At 41.0% G+C, this 16,107-nt stretch carries 17 protein-coding genes; 12 read left to right on the top strand and 5 right to left on the bottom strand.

Going from position 1 to position 16,107, the window contains the following annotated elements; genetic code table 11:
- Window positions 1–31: 31 nt before the first annotated feature.
- The 8 genes from pepQ to B1F84_RS00100 all read left to right on the top strand — a co-directional run bounded on the left by pepQ (window position 32) and on the right by B1F84_RS00100 (window position 5,919).
- Complete coding sequence (gene pepQ, locus B1F84_RS00065; protein ID WP_131690225.1) at window positions 32–1,354, top strand: Xaa-Pro dipeptidase; 1,323 nt, start codon at window positions 32–34, stop codon at window positions 1,352–1,354.
- 80 nt (window positions 1,355–1,434) lie between these two features.
- Window positions 1,435–2,049, top strand: a complete 615-nt coding sequence (locus tag B1F84_RS00070) for a YigZ family protein (protein ID WP_076920146.1) — start codon at window positions 1,435–1,437, stop codon at window positions 2,047–2,049.
- 94 nt (window positions 2,050–2,143) lie between these two features.
- Window positions 2,144–3,595, top strand: a complete 1,452-nt coding sequence (locus tag B1F84_RS00075) for a TrkH family potassium uptake protein (protein WP_008467072.1) — start codon at window positions 2,144–2,146, stop codon at window positions 3,593–3,595.
- A gap of 24 nt (window positions 3,596–3,619) precedes the next feature.
- Window positions 3,620–4,282 carry a flagellar brake protein gene (locus tag B1F84_RS00080; protein ID WP_008112943.1) on the top strand — a complete coding sequence of 221 codons (663 nt, stop codon included), beginning with the start codon at window positions 3,620–3,622 and terminating at the stop codon, window positions 4,280–4,282.
- Between the two features lie 515 nt (window positions 4,283–4,797).
- A complete protein-coding gene (locus tag B1F84_RS00085; RefSeq protein WP_008112941.1) occupies window positions 4,798–5,010 on the top strand; it encodes an EF-hand domain-containing protein in 213 nt (70 codons plus the stop codon).
- Window positions 5,011–5,079: 69 nt separating this feature from the next.
- Window positions 5,080–5,292 (top strand): EF-hand domain-containing protein, encoded by a 213-nt coding sequence (locus B1F84_RS00090; protein ID WP_131690226.1) that lies wholly within the window; start codon window positions 5,080–5,082, stop codon window positions 5,290–5,292.
- Window positions 5,293–5,426: 134 nt separating this feature from the next.
- Window positions 5,427–5,639, top strand: coding sequence for an EF-hand domain-containing protein (locus B1F84_RS00095; RefSeq protein ID WP_131690227.1), 213 nt, complete (start codon window positions 5,427–5,429; stop codon window positions 5,637–5,639).
- A 64-nt stretch (window positions 5,640–5,703) separates the two neighbouring features.
- Complete coding sequence (locus B1F84_RS00100) at window positions 5,704–5,919, top strand: EF-hand domain-containing protein (RefSeq protein ID WP_008467075.1); 216 nt, start codon at window positions 5,704–5,706, stop codon at window positions 5,917–5,919.
- A gap of 60 nt (window positions 5,920–5,979) precedes the next feature.
- Here the strand turns inward: B1F84_RS00100 and B1F84_RS00105 are convergent, their stop codons facing one another.
- The 5 genes from B1F84_RS00105 to def form a co-directional block, all read right to left on the bottom strand.
- Window positions 5,980–8,130 (bottom strand): TonB-dependent siderophore receptor, encoded by a 2,151-nt coding sequence (locus tag B1F84_RS00105; protein ID WP_240702006.1) that lies wholly within the window; start codon window positions 8,128–8,130, stop codon window positions 5,980–5,982.
- A 192-nt stretch (window positions 8,131–8,322) separates the two neighbouring features.
- Window positions 8,323–9,699: a Trk system potassium transporter TrkA gene (gene trkA / locus B1F84_RS00110; RefSeq protein ID WP_008112933.1), complete on the bottom strand. Its 1,377-nt coding sequence runs from the start codon at window positions 9,697–9,699 to the stop codon at window positions 8,323–8,325.
- Window positions 9,700–9,774: 75 nt separating this feature from the next.
- Window positions 9,775–11,070, bottom strand: a complete 1,296-nt coding sequence (gene rsmB, locus B1F84_RS00115; protein ID WP_008467077.1) for a 16S rRNA (cytosine(967)-C(5))-methyltransferase RsmB — start codon at window positions 11,068–11,070, stop codon at window positions 9,775–9,777.
- Entirely contained in the window at window positions 11,063–12,016 is a 954-nt protein-coding gene (gene fmt, locus B1F84_RS00120) for a methionyl-tRNA formyltransferase (RefSeq protein ID WP_131690228.1), read from the bottom strand. The genes rsmB and fmt overlap by 8 nt, the downstream gene beginning before the upstream one ends.
- A gap of 31 nt (window positions 12,017–12,047) precedes the next feature.
- Window positions 12,048–12,554: a peptide deformylase gene (gene def / locus B1F84_RS00125; RefSeq protein WP_008112927.1), complete on the bottom strand. Its 507-nt coding sequence runs from the start codon at window positions 12,552–12,554 to the stop codon at window positions 12,048–12,050.
- 119 nt (window positions 12,555–12,673) lie between these two features.
- Here def and B1F84_RS00130 point away from each other — a divergent pair, with 119 nt between their 5' ends.
- The 4 genes from B1F84_RS00130 to B1F84_RS00145 all read left to right on the top strand — a co-directional run bounded on the left by B1F84_RS00130 (window position 12,674) and on the right by B1F84_RS00145 (window position 16,092).
- Entirely contained in the window at window positions 12,674–13,795 is a 1,122-nt protein-coding gene (locus B1F84_RS00130; RefSeq protein WP_131690229.1) for a LysM domain-containing protein, read from the top strand.
- A gap of 28 nt (window positions 13,796–13,823) precedes the next feature.
- Window positions 13,824–14,915 (top strand): DNA-processing protein DprA, encoded by a 1,092-nt coding sequence (gene dprA / locus B1F84_RS00135; protein ID WP_131690230.1) that lies wholly within the window; start codon window positions 13,824–13,826, stop codon window positions 14,913–14,915.
- Window position 14,916: 1 nt separating this feature from the next.
- Window positions 14,917–15,390 carry a DUF494 family protein gene (locus B1F84_RS00140; RefSeq protein ID WP_131690231.1) on the top strand — a complete coding sequence of 158 codons (474 nt, stop codon included), beginning with the start codon at window positions 14,917–14,919 and terminating at the stop codon, window positions 15,388–15,390.
- Between the two features lie 126 nt (window positions 15,391–15,516).
- Window positions 15,517–16,092, top strand: a complete 576-nt coding sequence (locus B1F84_RS00145) for a type I DNA topoisomerase (protein ID WP_008112917.1) — start codon at window positions 15,517–15,519, stop codon at window positions 16,090–16,092.
- Window positions 16,093–16,107: the final 15 nt, after the last annotated feature.

Below are 16,107 nucleotides of genomic sequence, written 5' to 3' on the forward strand. Positions count from 1 at the left end.
AAGTAAGTTAAATTTAACAGATGGGTTTATTATGGAAAAATTAGCCGTATTATACGCCGAACATATTGCAACATTGCAGCAGCGTACACGTACTATTTGTGAGCAAGAAGGGTTAGAAGGATTAGTCATTCATTCAGGCCAAGCTAAGCGCCAATTTTTAGATGATATGTATTACCCATTTAAAGTTAACCCTCATTTTAAAGCGTGGTTACCGGTTATTGATAATCCGCATTGCTGGATTGTGGTAAATGGCAGTGATAAGCCAAAGCTTATTTTTTATCGTCCAATTGATTTTTGGCATAAAGTACCTGATGAGCCTAGAGATTTTTGGGCTGAGTACTTCGATATTGAATTGTTATTACAACCTGATCAGGTTGAAAAGCTACTTCCTTATGACAAAGCTAAATTTGCTTACATAGGTGAATACCTAGAAGTAGCACAAGCACTTGGTTTTAGCATTATGAATCCTGAGCCAGTACTTAACTACATTCATTATCACCGAGCTTATAAAACGCAATATGAACTTGAGTGTTTACGTAATGCGAACCGTATTGCAGTAGATGGCCACAAAGCGGCGCGTGATGCGTTTTTTAATGGTGGTAGCGAGTTTGATATTCAGCAAGCGTACTTAATGGCAACGCGTCAAAGCGAAAATGAAATGCCGTATGGCAACATTGTGGCCCTTAACGAAAATTGCGCTATTTTGCATTACACGCATTTTGAGCCAAAAGCACCGCAAACACATAACTCATTTTTAATTGATGCGGGCGCTAACTTTAATGGTTACGCTGCAGATATTACTCGTACCTACGACTTTAAAAAGCAAGGCGAGTTTGCTGATCTAGTTAAAGCAATGACGGCGCATCAAATTGAGTTAGGCAAAAGCTTAAAACCAGGTGTACTGTATGGCGAGCTGCATATTGATTGTCATAATCGTATTGCTCAGTTATTAAGTGATTTTGATATTGTTAAACTACCGGCTGCGGAAATTGTTGAGCGTCAAATCACCTCAACCTTCTTCCCTCATGGCTTAGGGCATCACTTAGGTGCACAGGTACATGATGTAGGTGGCTTTATGCGTGATGAAACTGGTGCACATCAGGCACCACCAGAAGGTCATCCATTTTTACGCTGTACTCGCTTAATTGAGAAAAACCAAGTGTTTACTATTGAACCAGGTTTGTACTTTATTGACTCTTTGTTGGGTGATTTAGCACAAACAGACAACAAGCAGTTTATTAACTGGGAAAAAGTAGAAGCGTTTAAACCATTTGGCGGCATTCGTATTGAAGATAATATTATTGTTCACGAAGACAGCCTAGAGAATATGACACGTGATTCATTACTCGACTAATATTTAACTAATAACAGTTTATATTATTCATGAAAGGGGCCTGTTGGCCCCATTTTTAATTTAACAGCCAAGTAAGCGCTATGTCAGAATATAAATACCCAGCCGACGATGTTTTTCATCAAGAAGAAATTAAAAAAAGTACCTTTATTGTGCATATAGGCCACACGCCCGATTTAAACTCAGCCAAAGCCTTTATTAAAAATATTGAAGAAAAATACAGTGATGCACGCCATAATTGTTGGGCGCATGTTGCGGGCAATCCTGGCGGAAGCCATGTTTATGGTTTTTCTGACGATGGAGAGCCAAATGGCACCGCTGGTAAACCTATGCTCAACGTGCTGGTGGGCTCTGGCCTAGGTGAAGTAACTGCTGTGGTAACACGGTATTTTGGTGGGATAAAGCTTGGCACTGGTGGATTAGTTCGTGCTTATGGTGGCTCGCTTAATAATGCCTTAGCAAAATTACAAACCGTGGTAAAAGTACCCAGTATTGAGCTGGTTGGCTTTAGTGAATACAGTATGCAAGGCGCAATAGAGCAGCACTTAAAAACCAACTTTCAGGTACTTAATATTGAAAAGCAGTTTACGGCAAATATTGAGTGGAGTATTACTATTGATAGCCGCCAAGCACAACAAGCATGCAAAGATATTTTTGATTTAAGCCACGGCGCAGTTGAGTTAACAATCAAAGAGTAATAGTCTTACATCCATCCCATTTAATCAGTAAAGATTAAATTTTCGAGTCATACAGTAGTTATTTTAATTTACTAATAAAAAAGCGATACGCTCAATGCAATTTCGTACCATCATAAAAATTCTTGGCCAACTGGTCGCGCTATTTAGTATTACAATGGTGCCACCAGCACTCGTGTCTTTAATTTATAAAGATGGTGGAGGGGTGCCGTTTGTTTTAGCCTTTATATTTAGCGTTATTATTGGCTTAATGGCTTACTACCCAAATAGGCATGAGCATGGTGATTTAAAAGCACGGGAAGGCTTTTTAATAGTGGTTTTGTTTTGGCTGGTGCTAGGGGCATTTGCATCATTACCGCTGATATTTTTACAAGAACCCAACCTCTCTTTGGCCGATGCGGTGTTTGAAGCTTTCTCAGGCTTAACTACCACAGGGGCGACCGTATTAACTGGCATTGAGTACTTGCCTAAATCGGTATTATTTTATCGCCAACAATTACAGTGGTTTGGTGGAATGGGGATCATTGTATTAGCAGTAGCCATACTGCCAATGCTTGGCGTGGGTGGGATGCAGTTGTATCGCGCTGAAATTCCAGGCCCAGTAAAAGACTCCAAAATGACCCCGCGTATAGCCGACACCGCTAAACACCTTTGGTATATTTACGTATCTATTACCCTTGCGTGTACCTTGGCGTATTGGAGCGCTGGCATGAACTGGTTTGACGCCATATGCCATGCCTTTTCTACGGTTGCTATTGGTGGGTTTTCTACTTATGACGCGTCTATGGGGCATTTTGATAGCCCTGTAATTAACTTTATTTGTGTGTTCTTTTTAATTATAGCCGCCATTAACTTTTCACTACATTATGCCGCTGTAGCGAGTCGTAATATTAGTGTGTACATTCGCGACCCTGAATTTAAAGTATTCTTGTGTATTCAGTTAGCGCTGGTGGTAATTTGCTTTACTGTGCTTTCGTCTCATGATGTTTATGCAAATGGTGATGAAACTCTCGATCAGGCGTTGTTTCAAGCGGTGTCTATTAGTAGTACTGCAGGGTTTGCCACAGATAACTTTTCAGCTTGGCCGTTGTTTTTACCTATTTTACTTATTTTTTCGAGCTTTATTGGCGGCTGTGCGGGTTCTACCGGTGGTGGTATGAAAGTTGTTCGTGTGTTTTTGTTGTACTTGCAAGGGGTGCGCGAGCTTAACCGCTTAGTCCATCCCCGAGCTATATATTCAATAAAACTCGGGCGTAAAGCCTTACCTGACAAAGTAGTTGAAGCGGTATGGGGCTTTTTCTCAGCTTATGCACTAGTCTTTATTATTATAATGTTAGCGTTAATGGGCACAGGGTTAGACAACATTACCGCATTCTCTGCGACAGCAGCCTGCCTTAATAACTTGGGCCCAGGTTTGGGTGACGTAGCCTCTCATTATGGTGCTATTAGCGATGCCGCTAAATGGATATTAACAGTAGCTATGGTATTCGGCCGGTTAGAGATATTTACATTATTAGTGCTATTTACCCCAACATTTTGGCGTGGATAACGTTTTAAATATTAGGAAGGAACTATGCAAAAAACCAATTTGGAAAAGTTAAACCAAATCGTCACAGGTGGCATAGTCGATGTAGAAATACTCACGCCAACCAGTAGCCGACGTGTAAAAACGGAGTTTATTGGTTTATTAGAAAACAAATTTATTATTTTAAACTATCCCAGCGCTAAGCGGCTCCCCATGGCAAGTGATTACTTGCGAGATGGGGTTATGGTGGTAGTAAGAGCGCTTATAGAGGGCAGTGGTGGGCACATCATTGCGTTTCGTCAGCAACTTATGTCTGTAGCCTCTCATCCAGCTAAATTGTTGTTTATTCAATACCCTTCACAAGTACAGTTGTTTGCGCTTCGCTCACAAGCACGCATACCCACATTGTTTCCTGCTAAGTTAAAATTAACCGAAGAGCAACCGCCTTTTGAGGGGGTGATAAAAGACATTTCGCTCACCGGTGTTATGTTTGATATTAAAACTACTCAAGAACTCGATGAGCTAAAAGATATGCGCTGTACGGTTGTATTTGATGGCGATACTCAGCATGAGGGACAAATCTGCAGTGTAAAAAAACATGCTAACGGTATCTGTTGCGGAATTCGATTATTTGCCAGTGAAGAGCAAATGAAAACACTAATGGGGGATCACTTCATTGACCCAAGCGCGCTTGAAGTTGAAATAGCTTAGGGTCTGTTATCAAGTTGAACAAGCTTCTAATATAAATATCAGCAGGCTCCTGCGATTTCATGATTTCGTCATTTTGCAACAAATAGCCTTGTGCGGCTGTTTGTTTTAAACGCTATGTAAAATTTATTTTTTAAACTATTTAAAAACAGTAACTTAAATCTATTTTTTAATTGTAGTTTTTTATTTATAACAAAATAAATCTCAACTCACCTTCCTTTTTGTTTAATTAATCCTCTTTTTTAGCGGTTGCTAATCGACTGTGTGGTGTTTTCCTTAAACTCAACTATTTGATTTTTAATGTTTTAATTTTATTGCCTCATCTACTGTTGCTAAAAAGCAACAAAATAACGAGTTGAATAGCGCCATTTTCAGCTAGGTGCAGGTTAATTTATTGAAAATTATGGTTTTTATATTGTTGGCATCGAAGTTGTAATAGTCAGGCTGTATTGAACGAAACGTGATTTAAAGTAAAACACTTAATCGCATAAAACATAAACTTTGAAGGAAGATTGATTATGAAAAGCATTAATAAAACTTTAGCACTTATCGCATTAGCTTCTTCATCAGCGGCTTTTGCAGCAAGCGACTTTGACACGCTAGACGTTGACGGCAACGGCGCAATCAGTCAAAGCGAAGCATCAGTAGATGCAAAGCTAATGAGTATGTTTTCTGAGCTTGATACTGACCAAAACGGTGAGTTATCAAAAGAAGAATTTTCTAAAGCATAATCTTAAGCAATTAACGTTTTGGGAGCTTAACCTCCCACATTATTTAAACGATTTTAAGGAATACTCATTATGAAAACATTACACAAAACACTCGCACTTATCGCATTAGCTTCTTCATCAGCTGCCTTTGCTGCCAGCGACTTCGACACGCTTGATACCGACGGTAACGGCGCTATTAGCCAAAGTGAAGCATCAGTTGATGCAAAGCTAATGAGCATGTTCTCAGAGCTTGATACAGACCAAAACGGTGAGCTATCAAAAGCAGAATTTTCTAAAGCATAAGCTAAGGCTAGGCATATTCTGAGTTGCCAAAGACAACCTAAGTAGGCAAGGGAGCCTATGAAAAAGAATGACAAGGACGGTTATAGCCTGACATTTCCAATAGCACAAAGCATTACATTTTGAAGGATTAAATTATGAAAAAATTACACAAAACATTCGCACTTATCGCGCTAGCTTCTTCATCAGCAGCCTTTGCCGCTAGCGACTTTGACACACTTGATGCCGACGGTAATGGGGTTATTAGTCAAAGCGAAGCTGCTGTAAACGCTGATTTAACCGCTGCATTTACTGGGCTTGATACTGACGGCAATGGTGAGCTTTCTAAAGCTGAGTTTGCAAACTTTTAATTTTTAACTTTTTTCATTGCACAGGGATCTCAGAAAAGGATTTCCCTCTTTAAGGAGACTTATTATGAAAGCACTAAACACAACACTTGCGATTTTAGTATTAGCGTCATCATCAGCGGCATACGCAGCAGTAGACTTTGCCTCTTTTGATAGCAATGGCGACGGTGTAATTAGTCAGCAGGAAGCAGCGTCTAATAAACAACTAATGAATATTTTTGATGACTTAGATACTGACGGAAATGGTGAACTTTCTAAAGAAGAGTTTGCAAAAGTACAATAAGTATTACCCCATCATACTCCACTAAAGCCGCTTAATAGTCAGCGGCTTTTTTTGTGCTTGTTAGAGACTATATTTAAGTTGGAGAGAGAAGCTTCTCGGCTTGCCATAACGATATTGGTTATAGAACCCAATTTGACTGTAATAATGCTTATCAAATAAGTTATCGATATTTAGGCTAACAGATAATTGCTCATTCATTTGATAATTCGCCATTAGGCTGGCAATACCATAACTAGGCTGGTTTACCTCAACAGCGCCATAAACAGGGTTTTTAACTTCATCATAGCTATTGCTTTGCCAGCGATAGCCACCACCCACTTTTAGATTGTCTAATGCACCTGAGAGTTGATAGCTAGTAAAAAGTTTAAATTGATCTTTTGGGTTGGTGGTATTTAATACTGTATTATCCGGTTTTTCGCCTTTACTATGGGTATAGCCAAAATAAGCGTTCCAGTTGTCGGTTAATTTTCCGTTGATTTCTAGCTCGTAGCCCTGAGTTAATGTGCCGTCAATGGGCTTGTAGATGGCTTGAAGTGTTTCAGCAATGGTATCTCCCGTGTACTCGCCTACATTATCTTGATAAATTTTAAATCCAGAAAGGGATATGTCTAAACGTTCATCAAGTACAGAAGCTTTTATGCCAAGTTCATAATTCTTACCTTCAATAGGGCTTAAATAATGTCCATTTTTATCAACTCGACTTTGTGGTGTAAAAATATCAGTGTAATTAGCATACAAAGCCCAACTCTGTGTTAGTTCATAAGTTGCTCCAAAATAATTAGTTAGTTCATCACTTATTTTATAATCATGCATGCGACCAAAATTATCTTGATTGGTTTGCCATTGATTTAACCGGCTTCCAACAATTAAAGACAAGGCATCGGTTATATTTAGTTGTGCAGCAACATAAAGTGCATCTTGTTTAGTTGTGCCATAAGAGCCGTAAGCCGCTTCTGACTGCCAATTTGGTTTTGCAATGCTATAACTAGAGTCAGTGAAATCGCCGATAATATAGTCACTTTGTTGACTAGCATAATAAGGGGTCGAAAACCGTTGCTCTTGGGTATTATAACCAAATAGCAGTTGGTGACTTTGGCCCAGCCAATTAAACCGACCATTGAGTTCGACCTCATAGGTATCCTGCGTTCTGTTTGCATCAATATAGTTTATAGAACCTGGCATCATTCCTGTGTTGTTTATAGGATCGGGCTCTCCTTTTACCCAAAACACATCATAGTCTAGGTCGTTATCACCATAGACATAATTAGCGGTTAGCTGCCAGTTAGCGTTAAAGTAATGCTCTAGACGAATAAACGCATTAAGTGCATCGGTTCGAGAAGAGGCCCAATCTTGAGCCGTTGAAGCACCTCTGTCATAAGCAGTGCGGGAGCCATCACTATAAAAAATAGGCAAACCACCTGACATTGTTCCTTTAGGGGTTGTCGATTGATTATCAACAGCAAGAGTCAATAAAGTACTGTTAGAAAGATCTGCCTCAATAATGCCATACAATGTTTGACTGGTTTGCGAGAAGCGATCTTGATATGAGTGTCTATCTTGATAAGCAACAACAGCCCGTCCTCTTATACTTTCGCTATTATTTATGCTTCCCGACACATCCACCATCGCACGGTAGTTGTCCCATGAGCCTAATGAAGCAGTAAGATTTATTTGAGTGTTTGCAGTTGGACGTTTACGTATCAAATTAATTGCTGCCGAAGGGTTACCTGCGCCCAGCATTAGCCCCGTTGCTCCTCTAACTATTTCGATACGCTCATAAATTGCGGTATCGGTTAGGTTATCTCCATAATTAAAGCGGGTGTCATAGGTGGTTGCTATGCCATCATAAAGTATGCTGGTGACACCAATGCCTCGGGCTGAAATAGAAAACTTGCCATTATCTGCTTCTCGAGCATTTATGCCTGTCACACTGGTTATAGCTTCAATTGCGGTGTTTAGTTGTTGGTCTGCCATAAAATCGCTTGTTATCGCTATCGTTGATTGCGGTGTTTGCAAATGTGATAGCTCAAGACCTGTTGCAGAGCTCATGGAATTAACTTTATAGCCGTTCGCTTGCTCTCCAATAACGGTTAACCTTTCGATATCTTCGCTAGTGTGGGCGAGCGTTTGAGTTGAAACTGCTGAAAGTAAAAGACCAACCAGAGTGTAATGAGTTACGGGAGAGTTTTTCTTTGAGAGTAGGTGTATCATTTGAAATCCATTTTTATTTAAAAACGTGAAATTAACTTTTCACATCAGTAGATGTCGCTGCTTGATAATCGAGCAAGAAGAGACTAATGGATTTTTCTTTATTAGTAAATGCTTTTGATAATGATTTTCATTTAGATTTTAGTGTTCTCCTTTTTACTTACAAGCATGTTGTGAATAAAAAGGAGGGATTACTTATAAAAAGATTGCGCTAACTTGGAATAACTTTTCAACCACGTTAATGTGCTTTTTATCAATTAAGAACATAATTACATGATCGCCTGATAGAATTATCGTGTCGTCGTGGGCAATTAGTACATCGTCATTACGTACAATTGCACCTATTGTGGTACCTGCTGGCAATTTAATATCTGCAATCGCGCGACCCACTACTTTAGATGTGTTTTCATCACCATGGGCAACTGCCTCTATGGCTTCTGCAGCCCCTTTACGCAATGAATACACGTTTACAATGTCGCCTCGGCGCACGTGCGTAAGTAACGCAGAAATAGTTGCTTGTTGTGGTGAAATAGCAATATCTATTTCGCCGCCCTGTACCAAGTCAACGTAAGCACCTCGTTGAATAAGCACCATGGTTTTTTGTGCCCCCATGCGTTTTGCGAGCATGGCCGACATTATATTTACTTCATCGTCGTTGGTAACGGCAATAAAAACATCAACTTGTTCAATGTGTTCTTCTGAGAGCAGCTCCTGATCGGATGCATCACCACAAAATACCACGGTGTTGTCGAGCATTTCAGAGAGTTGCTCTGCGCGTTCTTTACTGCGTTCTAGTAATTTAACGCTGTGGTTTCTTTCTAGTGAACGGGCAAGGCCAGCACCAATGTTACCCCCACCGGCTATCATAATTTTTTTGTACGAGCGTTCCAGTTTTTGTAGCTCGTTCATTACCGCACGAATGTGTTTAGTAGCGGCAATAAAAAATACTTCATCGTCGGCTTCTATTACTGTGGTGCCTAATGGTTTTATTGCTTTGCCTTGACGGTAAATAGCAGCTACCCGGGTTTCAACATTAGGAATATGTTGTTTAAGTGTAGATAGGGCATAGCCTACCAATAAACCGCCATAGTAGGCTTTTACCGCCACTAAAGAGAGCATGCCGTCGGCAAATTGTAGCACTTGTAATGCACCAGGGTAATCTATCAAACGGCGAATATATTTAGTTACGAGTGCTTCTGGGGCAATGTAATGATCGACAGGTAAGTCATCATTATGAAAGAGTTTTTCGCGGTATTTTAAATATTGCTCAGAGCGAATACGGGCTATTTTGGTTGGTGTATTAAAAATACTGTAGGCAACTTGGCATGCCACCATGTTCACTTCATCTGAGCTGGTCACCGCGATAATCATATCGGCATCCTCAGCCCCTGCGCGACTTAGTACGTCAGGGTGAGCGCCATGGCCTGCAACACCTTGTAAATCGTATTTATCTTGCAGTTCACGCAAGCGGTTACCGTCGATATCAACTACGGTTATTTCGTTTTGTTCACCCACTAAGTTTTCTGCGAGTGTGCCGCCAACTTGCCCAGCACCGAGTATGATTATTTTCATTATGTACCCGTATTATTAATACTAATTACATCAAAGTATTAGCTACCTCTAAATTGAAGTAGCTAAATGTATTGCCTAGGCTTTTTTAACTAATTTAGCGTAGTAAAAACCGTCGCTTTCACCAGGTAACAGCTGTAAACCCGGTGTGGTTTTGGTGTCCTCGCTGTGTAGAGGAATATGCTCTACATCGTCGTTATTAGCTAAAAATTTAGCAACTTGTTGTTGGTTTTCTTGTGGAAGTACCGAGCAAGTTGCATACACTAATGTGCCGCCTGGTTTTAATAATGGCCAAATGCTATCGAGTATATCGCCCTGTAGGGTCGATAAGTCGTTAATGTCAGATGCGCGACGTAACCATTTAATATCTGGGTGACGACGAATTACTCCGGTTGCAGAGCAGGGTACATCTAACAAAATACGATCAAACTGTTCTTCATCCCACCAAGTGTGAGGCTGCGATGCATCACCACATTGTAAATCGGCGCCTAAACCTATGCGTTCTAAGTTTTGTTTAACACGCTCGAGGCGTGTGGCATCGCTATCAAGCGCAAGTACATCAGCATCGGCAAGCTCTAAAATATGGCAGGTTTTACCACCAGGAGCTGCACAGGCATCGAGTATGGCATCACCATTTTGTGGGTCGAGATAGCGAGCTGCAAGCTGCGCTGCTGCATCTTGTACTGAACAAGCGCCGGTATCAAACTCAGGAAGTGAAAACACATCTCGAGGCTTACTTAGCTTTATGCCATCAATAAAATCTGGGTTTAGGGTATGTTCGATATCGTTAGCAGTTAGCATCTCGCTATATTCTTGGGTGCTAAACTGCGATTGATTCACTCGCAGCCACATTGGTGCTTGCTGCTGGTTTGCTTCTAGTATGTCTTCCCAGTTATTTGGGTAGGCTTCTTTTACTTGCTTTATAAACCAGTTTGGGTGGTTATATAAACACACTGGAATCTGTTTGGCTTTTTCTTCAAGCTCAAGTTGTTGGCGCTGAAAGCTTCGTAAAATGGCATTAATAAGCCCTTTTAGACCAAGAGCGCGCAATTGTTGTAATGCATTAACGGTTTCGCTAATTGCAGCATGTGGCGGTACACGCATATGTTGTAGTTGGTAAATGCCCACATACAGCAAAAACTGAAAAATACGGCGCTTACCTTTAAGTGGTTGCTCAACTAAATGCTGGCAATAATTTTCTAGGCTAGGTAAGTAACGTAATACTCCGTAGCAAATTTGCTGCAGTAAGGCTTTATCTTTAGGTGATAGGCCTTGGCTAGCGAAAGGGAGTTCTTGATTAAGCGATGCGCCTTTATCAACCACGTTATATAAAGTTTCAGCGGCTAGCGCTCTGACATTGCTTACATTACTCATTATTTTCGCCTAATACGGTGCCAGGTGTAACCCAGTCGCTACGACCGTTTAAAAAATCATTAATTGCCATTGGCTTTTTGCCTTGTGGTTGTAATTCGCTAATAGATAAAGCGTGTTTACCACAAGCCACAACGATACCGTTCTTATCACTTGTTAGTACGGTGCCAGCTGCGCCTGATTGCTCTACAACATTTGCTTGGTATATTTTTACCGTGTTACCGCTCATTTGGGTAAAGCATACTGGCCATGGGTTAAAGGCACGAATGTTACGCTCAATTTGCTCGGCATCCATAGACCAATCAATGTTGGCCTCGTCTTTAGAGAGTTTTCTCGCGTAATTAGCATCTGCATCGTTTTGTGGTTCAGGGGTTATTTCACCTTTAGCCAAACGATTTATAGTGTTTATGAGAGCATCAGGCCCAAGTTCAGCAAGCTTAGTGTATAAGCTTGCACTGGTTTCAGCGCTATCAATAGGGCAATGGCTAATATGTAGCATATCGCCGGTATCTAGCCCTTCATCCATTTGCATTATTGTGACACCGGTTTGCTGATCGCCTGCCCAAATAGCGCGTTGAATCGGCGCTGCACCACGCCAGCGTGGTAAAATAGAACCATGTACATTTAAACAGCCTAGACGTGGGGCATCTAAAATGGCTTTTGGCAAAATTAACCCGTAGGCAACCACAATCATGATATCGGCATTGAGGCTGTTTAATTCCTCAAGTGCTTCGTCTGTTTTGAGTGATTGAGGCTGAAAAACAGGGAGGTCATGTTCTAGTGCAAGCGCTTTTACTTCACTGGCTTTTAGTTTTTTTCCGCGACCCGCTGGACGATCTGGTTGACTGTAAACACCCACAATTTGGTGTTCACTATTAATGAGTGCTTGCAGATGGCGTGCAGCAAAGTCCGGAGTACCGGCAAATATAATGCGTAATGGTTGTGTCACTGAGTTTCCTAATTATTTACTAAGGTGCTTATTATTGCGCTGCAAACTTCGCTTCTTTTTCAAGCTTTTTACGAATGCGTTGGCGCTTTAATGGAGATAAATAATCAATAAATAATTTACCTTGAAGGTGATCAAGCTCATGCTGAATACAAATCGCTAATAACTCGTCGGCATCAAGAATAAACTCTTTACCTTCTTCGTTGAGTGCAGCCACGGTGACGGTTTCTGCGCGATCAACTTTTGCATACGAATGAGGAACTGATAAACAGCCTTCTTCACTCACGGTAGAGCCATCTTTTTTGATAATTTGTGGATTGATAAGCACCAGCGGTTCATCGCGCTCTTCTGATACATCGATGACCACAATGCGTTGGTGAATATCAACTTGCGTAGCAGCAAGCCCAATACCATTTTCATCGTACATAGTTTCTAGCATATCTTTGACGATTTCACGCACTTGGTCGTCAACAACCGTTACTTCTTTTGCGATTGTACGTAAACGTTCATCTGGAAATCTTAAAACTTCTAACCTAGCCATAGTTACCTTTTACACTTATGCTTAAATTTAGGGTATCGTATGTTCTTATTTTAGCCATTCACGTTCCCCTTTAACAGGTTTTGGTTAATAATAATGAAAAAACACTATGAGGAAGCTCAATGAAATCTCCATTAATTGCAATAATACTTGCATTAGGTGCTACTTTTCCTGTGCTAGCAGATATACTAACTATAAAAAAAGACGCGCCTAAACAATACGTTGTAAAAAAAGGTGACACGCTTTGGGATATCTCAGCTATATATTTGAACGAGCCATGGCTGTGGCCTGAGTTATGGCAAATGAACCCGCAAATAGAGAACCCTCATCTTATTTACCCGGGTGATGCGTTAGCATTAATTTACGATACGGACGGTAATCCGCGTTTAGTGATTAATAAAGCGTATCGAAAACTATCACCCATGGGGCGTATTACCCCTAAAGGGAAAGATGCCATTACTACCTTACCGCTTGCGGTGATTAAACCGTATTTGTCATTTGAACAAGCGATAAACAGCGATTCGATAAAAGAAAAACCTTATATCTTGGGTGCAAACGAAAATACCAAAACTCAAACTATCGATCATATTTTATATGTTAAAGGTAATTTAAAGCGCCATCAGGCTTATGCTATTTACCATGAAGGGGCGCCTTACACCGACCCTAAAACAGGTGAAGAACTTGCGAGTAGAGCATCTTATGTGGGTATGGCCCGCGCCTTTAGAGAAGGTGATGCAGCTAATGGTGAGCCGGCATCGGTGCGAGTTGAATCAGTTAAACGCGAAATTAAACAAGGTGATTTTTTATTACCGGCTATGGAAGGGCAGATGCTGCCAGTGTATTTTAATATGCATCGTCCTACCCAGCCATTGCAGGGGCATGTAATTGCTTCACCCCGTGAAGTGAGAGAATTTAGCACGATGGATGTGGTGGTGCTAAACTTAGGCTCAGAGCAGCAAATTGAGGTAGGTCATGTGTTGGATATTGAACGCCAGTCACCGACGGTTATTGATGGTGCCAGAGGTCCGCGTTATACCGAAGACTCGAGTCGTTTGGAAAAATTAATATCGGCTACCAACGAGTTACTTGGTTCAGAAAGCGATGAAGATAGCATTGCGTGGAAAATGCCAGCAGAAAAAGTTGGTGAAATGATTATTTTTAAAGTGTATGACAAAGTTAGTTATGCGCTAATCACTAAAAATCAGTACCCAATTCGCATTGGAGATTTAGCAGTTATTCATTAAGTAGCGAGTCGGTGTTCTAGGAGGGAACATGGAACAATCGTCTGGCAAGCTAAATCATTGGCTTGCCTTTTACTTATGCAAAGGGCTAGGGATTAAAACGCTCTTAGCCCTGTCTAAACAACACAGCCTAGCATCGCTGTTTTCTTTACCACACGCTGAGCTGGTAAACATTGGTTTAACGGCTCACCAGGCTAGCAATTTACTTAATACTAATTGGCAGCAAGTTGCACATTATGAGCAGTTGATCAGCCAACAAAACATTATTGTTATTAGTATTTTTGACAACACTTACCCTGAACACCTAAAGCAGATTGCCAGCGCCCCGTTATTACTTTTTTGTAAAGGGGATACCAGCTTACTGTCTTCACCACAAATTGCGATTGTTGGCAGCCGAAATGCAACCACCACAGGGCTTGAAATTGCTGCTGAATTTGCACACCAGTTAACCCTTGCTGGCATAACTGTAACCTCAGGTATGGCGCGAGGCATTGACGGTGCAGCTCACAAAGGTGCATTAGCGGGAAATGGCAAAACCATTGCCGTGTTAGGTACTGGCGTTGATATTTACTATCCTAAACGACACAAGTTGCTCACCGAGCAATTATTAACAACGGGCTTATTGGTGAGTGAGTTTTTGCCAGGTACGGCTGCCAATGCGCATAATTTTCCACGACGCAATCGTATTATTTCAGGGCTATCGCTTGGGGTGCTGATAGTGGAAGCCGAAATTAAAAGTGGCTCATTAATTACCGTACGTTATGCGCTTGAACAAAATAAAGAGGTTTTTGCGGTACCCGGTTCAATAAAGAACCCGCTGGCACAAGCTAGTCACTTTTTAATTAAGCAGGGTGCTAAGCTGGTGGAAAACGTCGCGGATATTCTTGATGAGATGAACTTTTCATACCCTTCTGGTCTAAACTATAAAGAGTTAACCAATACAACACCCTCAGAATGCGAGGTGCTTAACAGTATTGGTTTTGAGGTGACCAGTGTGGACGACATTATGCGTCGAGTGCAGTGGCCAATTGATAAAGTACAAGCGCGATTGCTTGATTTAGAGTTAGACGATCAAATAGAGCGAGTATTAGACGGCTATATTAAATTAAGCGCTGGAGGATAATATGTTTGATATTCTCATGTATTTATTCGAAAACTACGTTCATAGCGAAAGTGATGTATTTGTTGAGCAAAGTAAGCTTACCGATGAGTTACTCCGCGCTGGATTTAATAAACCCGAAATTAACAAAGCCATTGACTGGCTAGATCAACTTGCCGCATTACAATACAGCAATGAATCACCTTATTTATTGGCCACAGAGCAGCACGCAGTGCGAATTTTTACTGAGAGCGAGTGCCAAGTTCTCGATACCCAATGCCGTGGCTTTTTAATGTTTGTTGAACAAACTGGCGTCATTAATAGCACCACTCGTGAAATGGTGATGGACCGTTTAGCGGCGCTTGATAACTCAGCTATTACTTTGGAAGATTTAAAATGGTTAATTCTGATGGTGTTATTTAATGCCCCTGATTCTCAGCAGGCGTATGAGCAAATGGAAGATCTTATTTTTGATGAGCCCAGTGAAGTGTTACATTAACAGGTTCACGAATAATCATTATTGCGTGTTTTATTATTTTCAGCGTTAACAAACCGACGGCCATAGCTTGTATCTTTAAGGGTTTTGGGTATATTAGGCGAAAATTCACCAACCACTAGGATTTACATGAGTAAAATCGACCATTCACTTTTTTCGGCTAATAAACACGCCCTAGAAAAAGAATATGAGATATGCCCGCAATGTGGTTCAGAACTCGTCATTCGTAATAGTAAATCTGGGCCTTTTTTGGGCTGCGCTAGTTACCCTAAGTGCGATTTTATTCGTCCGCTTGCTCATCATGATAGCAATGAAATCAAAATACTTGAGGACAGCGAGTGTCCAGAGTGTAGCAAGCCGCTGGTGGTGAAAAATGGCCGCTACGGTATGTTTATTGGCTGTACCGGTTACCCTGAATGTCATTATATTGCCAGTGAGCATGACGATACCCCAAGTGAAGAGCCTGTGATTGGTTGCCCTAAATGTAAAAAGGGGCACTTGGTTTCACGCAGTAATAAGTTCGGAAAAGTATTTTATTCCTGCGACTGTTACCCAAGCTGTAAATATACGCTTAATCATAAACCTGTAGCTCACGCGTGTCCTGTATGTGACTGGCCAGTTGTTACTGAGAAAAAAACCGCGAGTGGCGCTGTGTTACAATGTCCACAAAAAAGCTGTATGCATAAGTTTGCTGCCACTGAATAACGTAAATATCTCTGG

This window comes from Pseudoalteromonas sp. DL-6 (assembly GCF_004328665.1).
Classification (GTDB): Bacteria; Pseudomonadota; Gammaproteobacteria; order Enterobacterales; family Alteromonadaceae; genus Pseudoalteromonas.

Coding starts and splice junctions, on each gene's coding strand:
- pepQ (WP_131690225.1), top strand. CDS start 32: ATGGAAAAATTAGCCGTATTATACGCCGAACATATTGCAACATTGCAG.
- B1F84_RS00070 (WP_076920146.1), top strand. CDS start 1,435: ATGTCAGAATATAAATACCCAGCCGACGATGTTTTTCATCAAGAAGAA.
- B1F84_RS00075 (WP_008467072.1), top strand. CDS start 2,144: ATGCAATTTCGTACCATCATAAAAATTCTTGGCCAACTGGTCGCGCTA.
- B1F84_RS00080 (WP_008112943.1), top strand. CDS start 3,620: ATGCAAAAAACCAATTTGGAAAAGTTAAACCAAATCGTCACAGGTGGC.
- B1F84_RS00085 (WP_008112941.1), top strand. CDS start 4,798: ATGAAAAGCATTAATAAAACTTTAGCACTTATCGCATTAGCTTCTTCA.
- B1F84_RS00090 (WP_131690226.1), top strand. CDS start 5,080: ATGAAAACATTACACAAAACACTCGCACTTATCGCATTAGCTTCTTCA.
- B1F84_RS00095 (WP_131690227.1), top strand. CDS start 5,427: ATGAAAAAATTACACAAAACATTCGCACTTATCGCGCTAGCTTCTTCA.
- B1F84_RS00100 (WP_008467075.1), top strand. CDS start 5,704: ATGAAAGCACTAAACACAACACTTGCGATTTTAGTATTAGCGTCATCA.
- B1F84_RS00105 (WP_240702006.1), bottom strand. CDS start 8,130: ATGATACACCTACTCTCAAAGAAAAACTCTCCCGTAACTCATTACACT.
- trkA (WP_008112933.1), bottom strand. CDS start 9,699: ATGAAAATAATCATACTCGGTGCTGGGCAAGTTGGCGGCACACTCGCA.
- rsmB (WP_008467077.1), bottom strand. CDS start 11,070: ATGAGTAATGTAAGCAATGTCAGAGCGCTAGCCGCTGAAACTTTATAT.
- def (WP_008112927.1), bottom strand. CDS start 12,554: ATGGCTAGGTTAGAAGTTTTAAGATTTCCAGATGAACGTTTACGTACA.
- B1F84_RS00130 (WP_131690229.1), top strand. CDS start 12,674: ATGAAATCTCCATTAATTGCAATAATACTTGCATTAGGTGCTACTTTT.
- dprA (WP_131690230.1), top strand. CDS start 13,824: ATGGAACAATCGTCTGGCAAGCTAAATCATTGGCTTGCCTTTTACTTA.
- B1F84_RS00140 (WP_131690231.1), top strand. CDS start 14,917: ATGTTTGATATTCTCATGTATTTATTCGAAAACTACGTTCATAGCGAA.
- B1F84_RS00145 (WP_008112917.1), top strand. CDS start 15,517: ATGAGTAAAATCGACCATTCACTTTTTTCGGCTAATAAACACGCCCTA.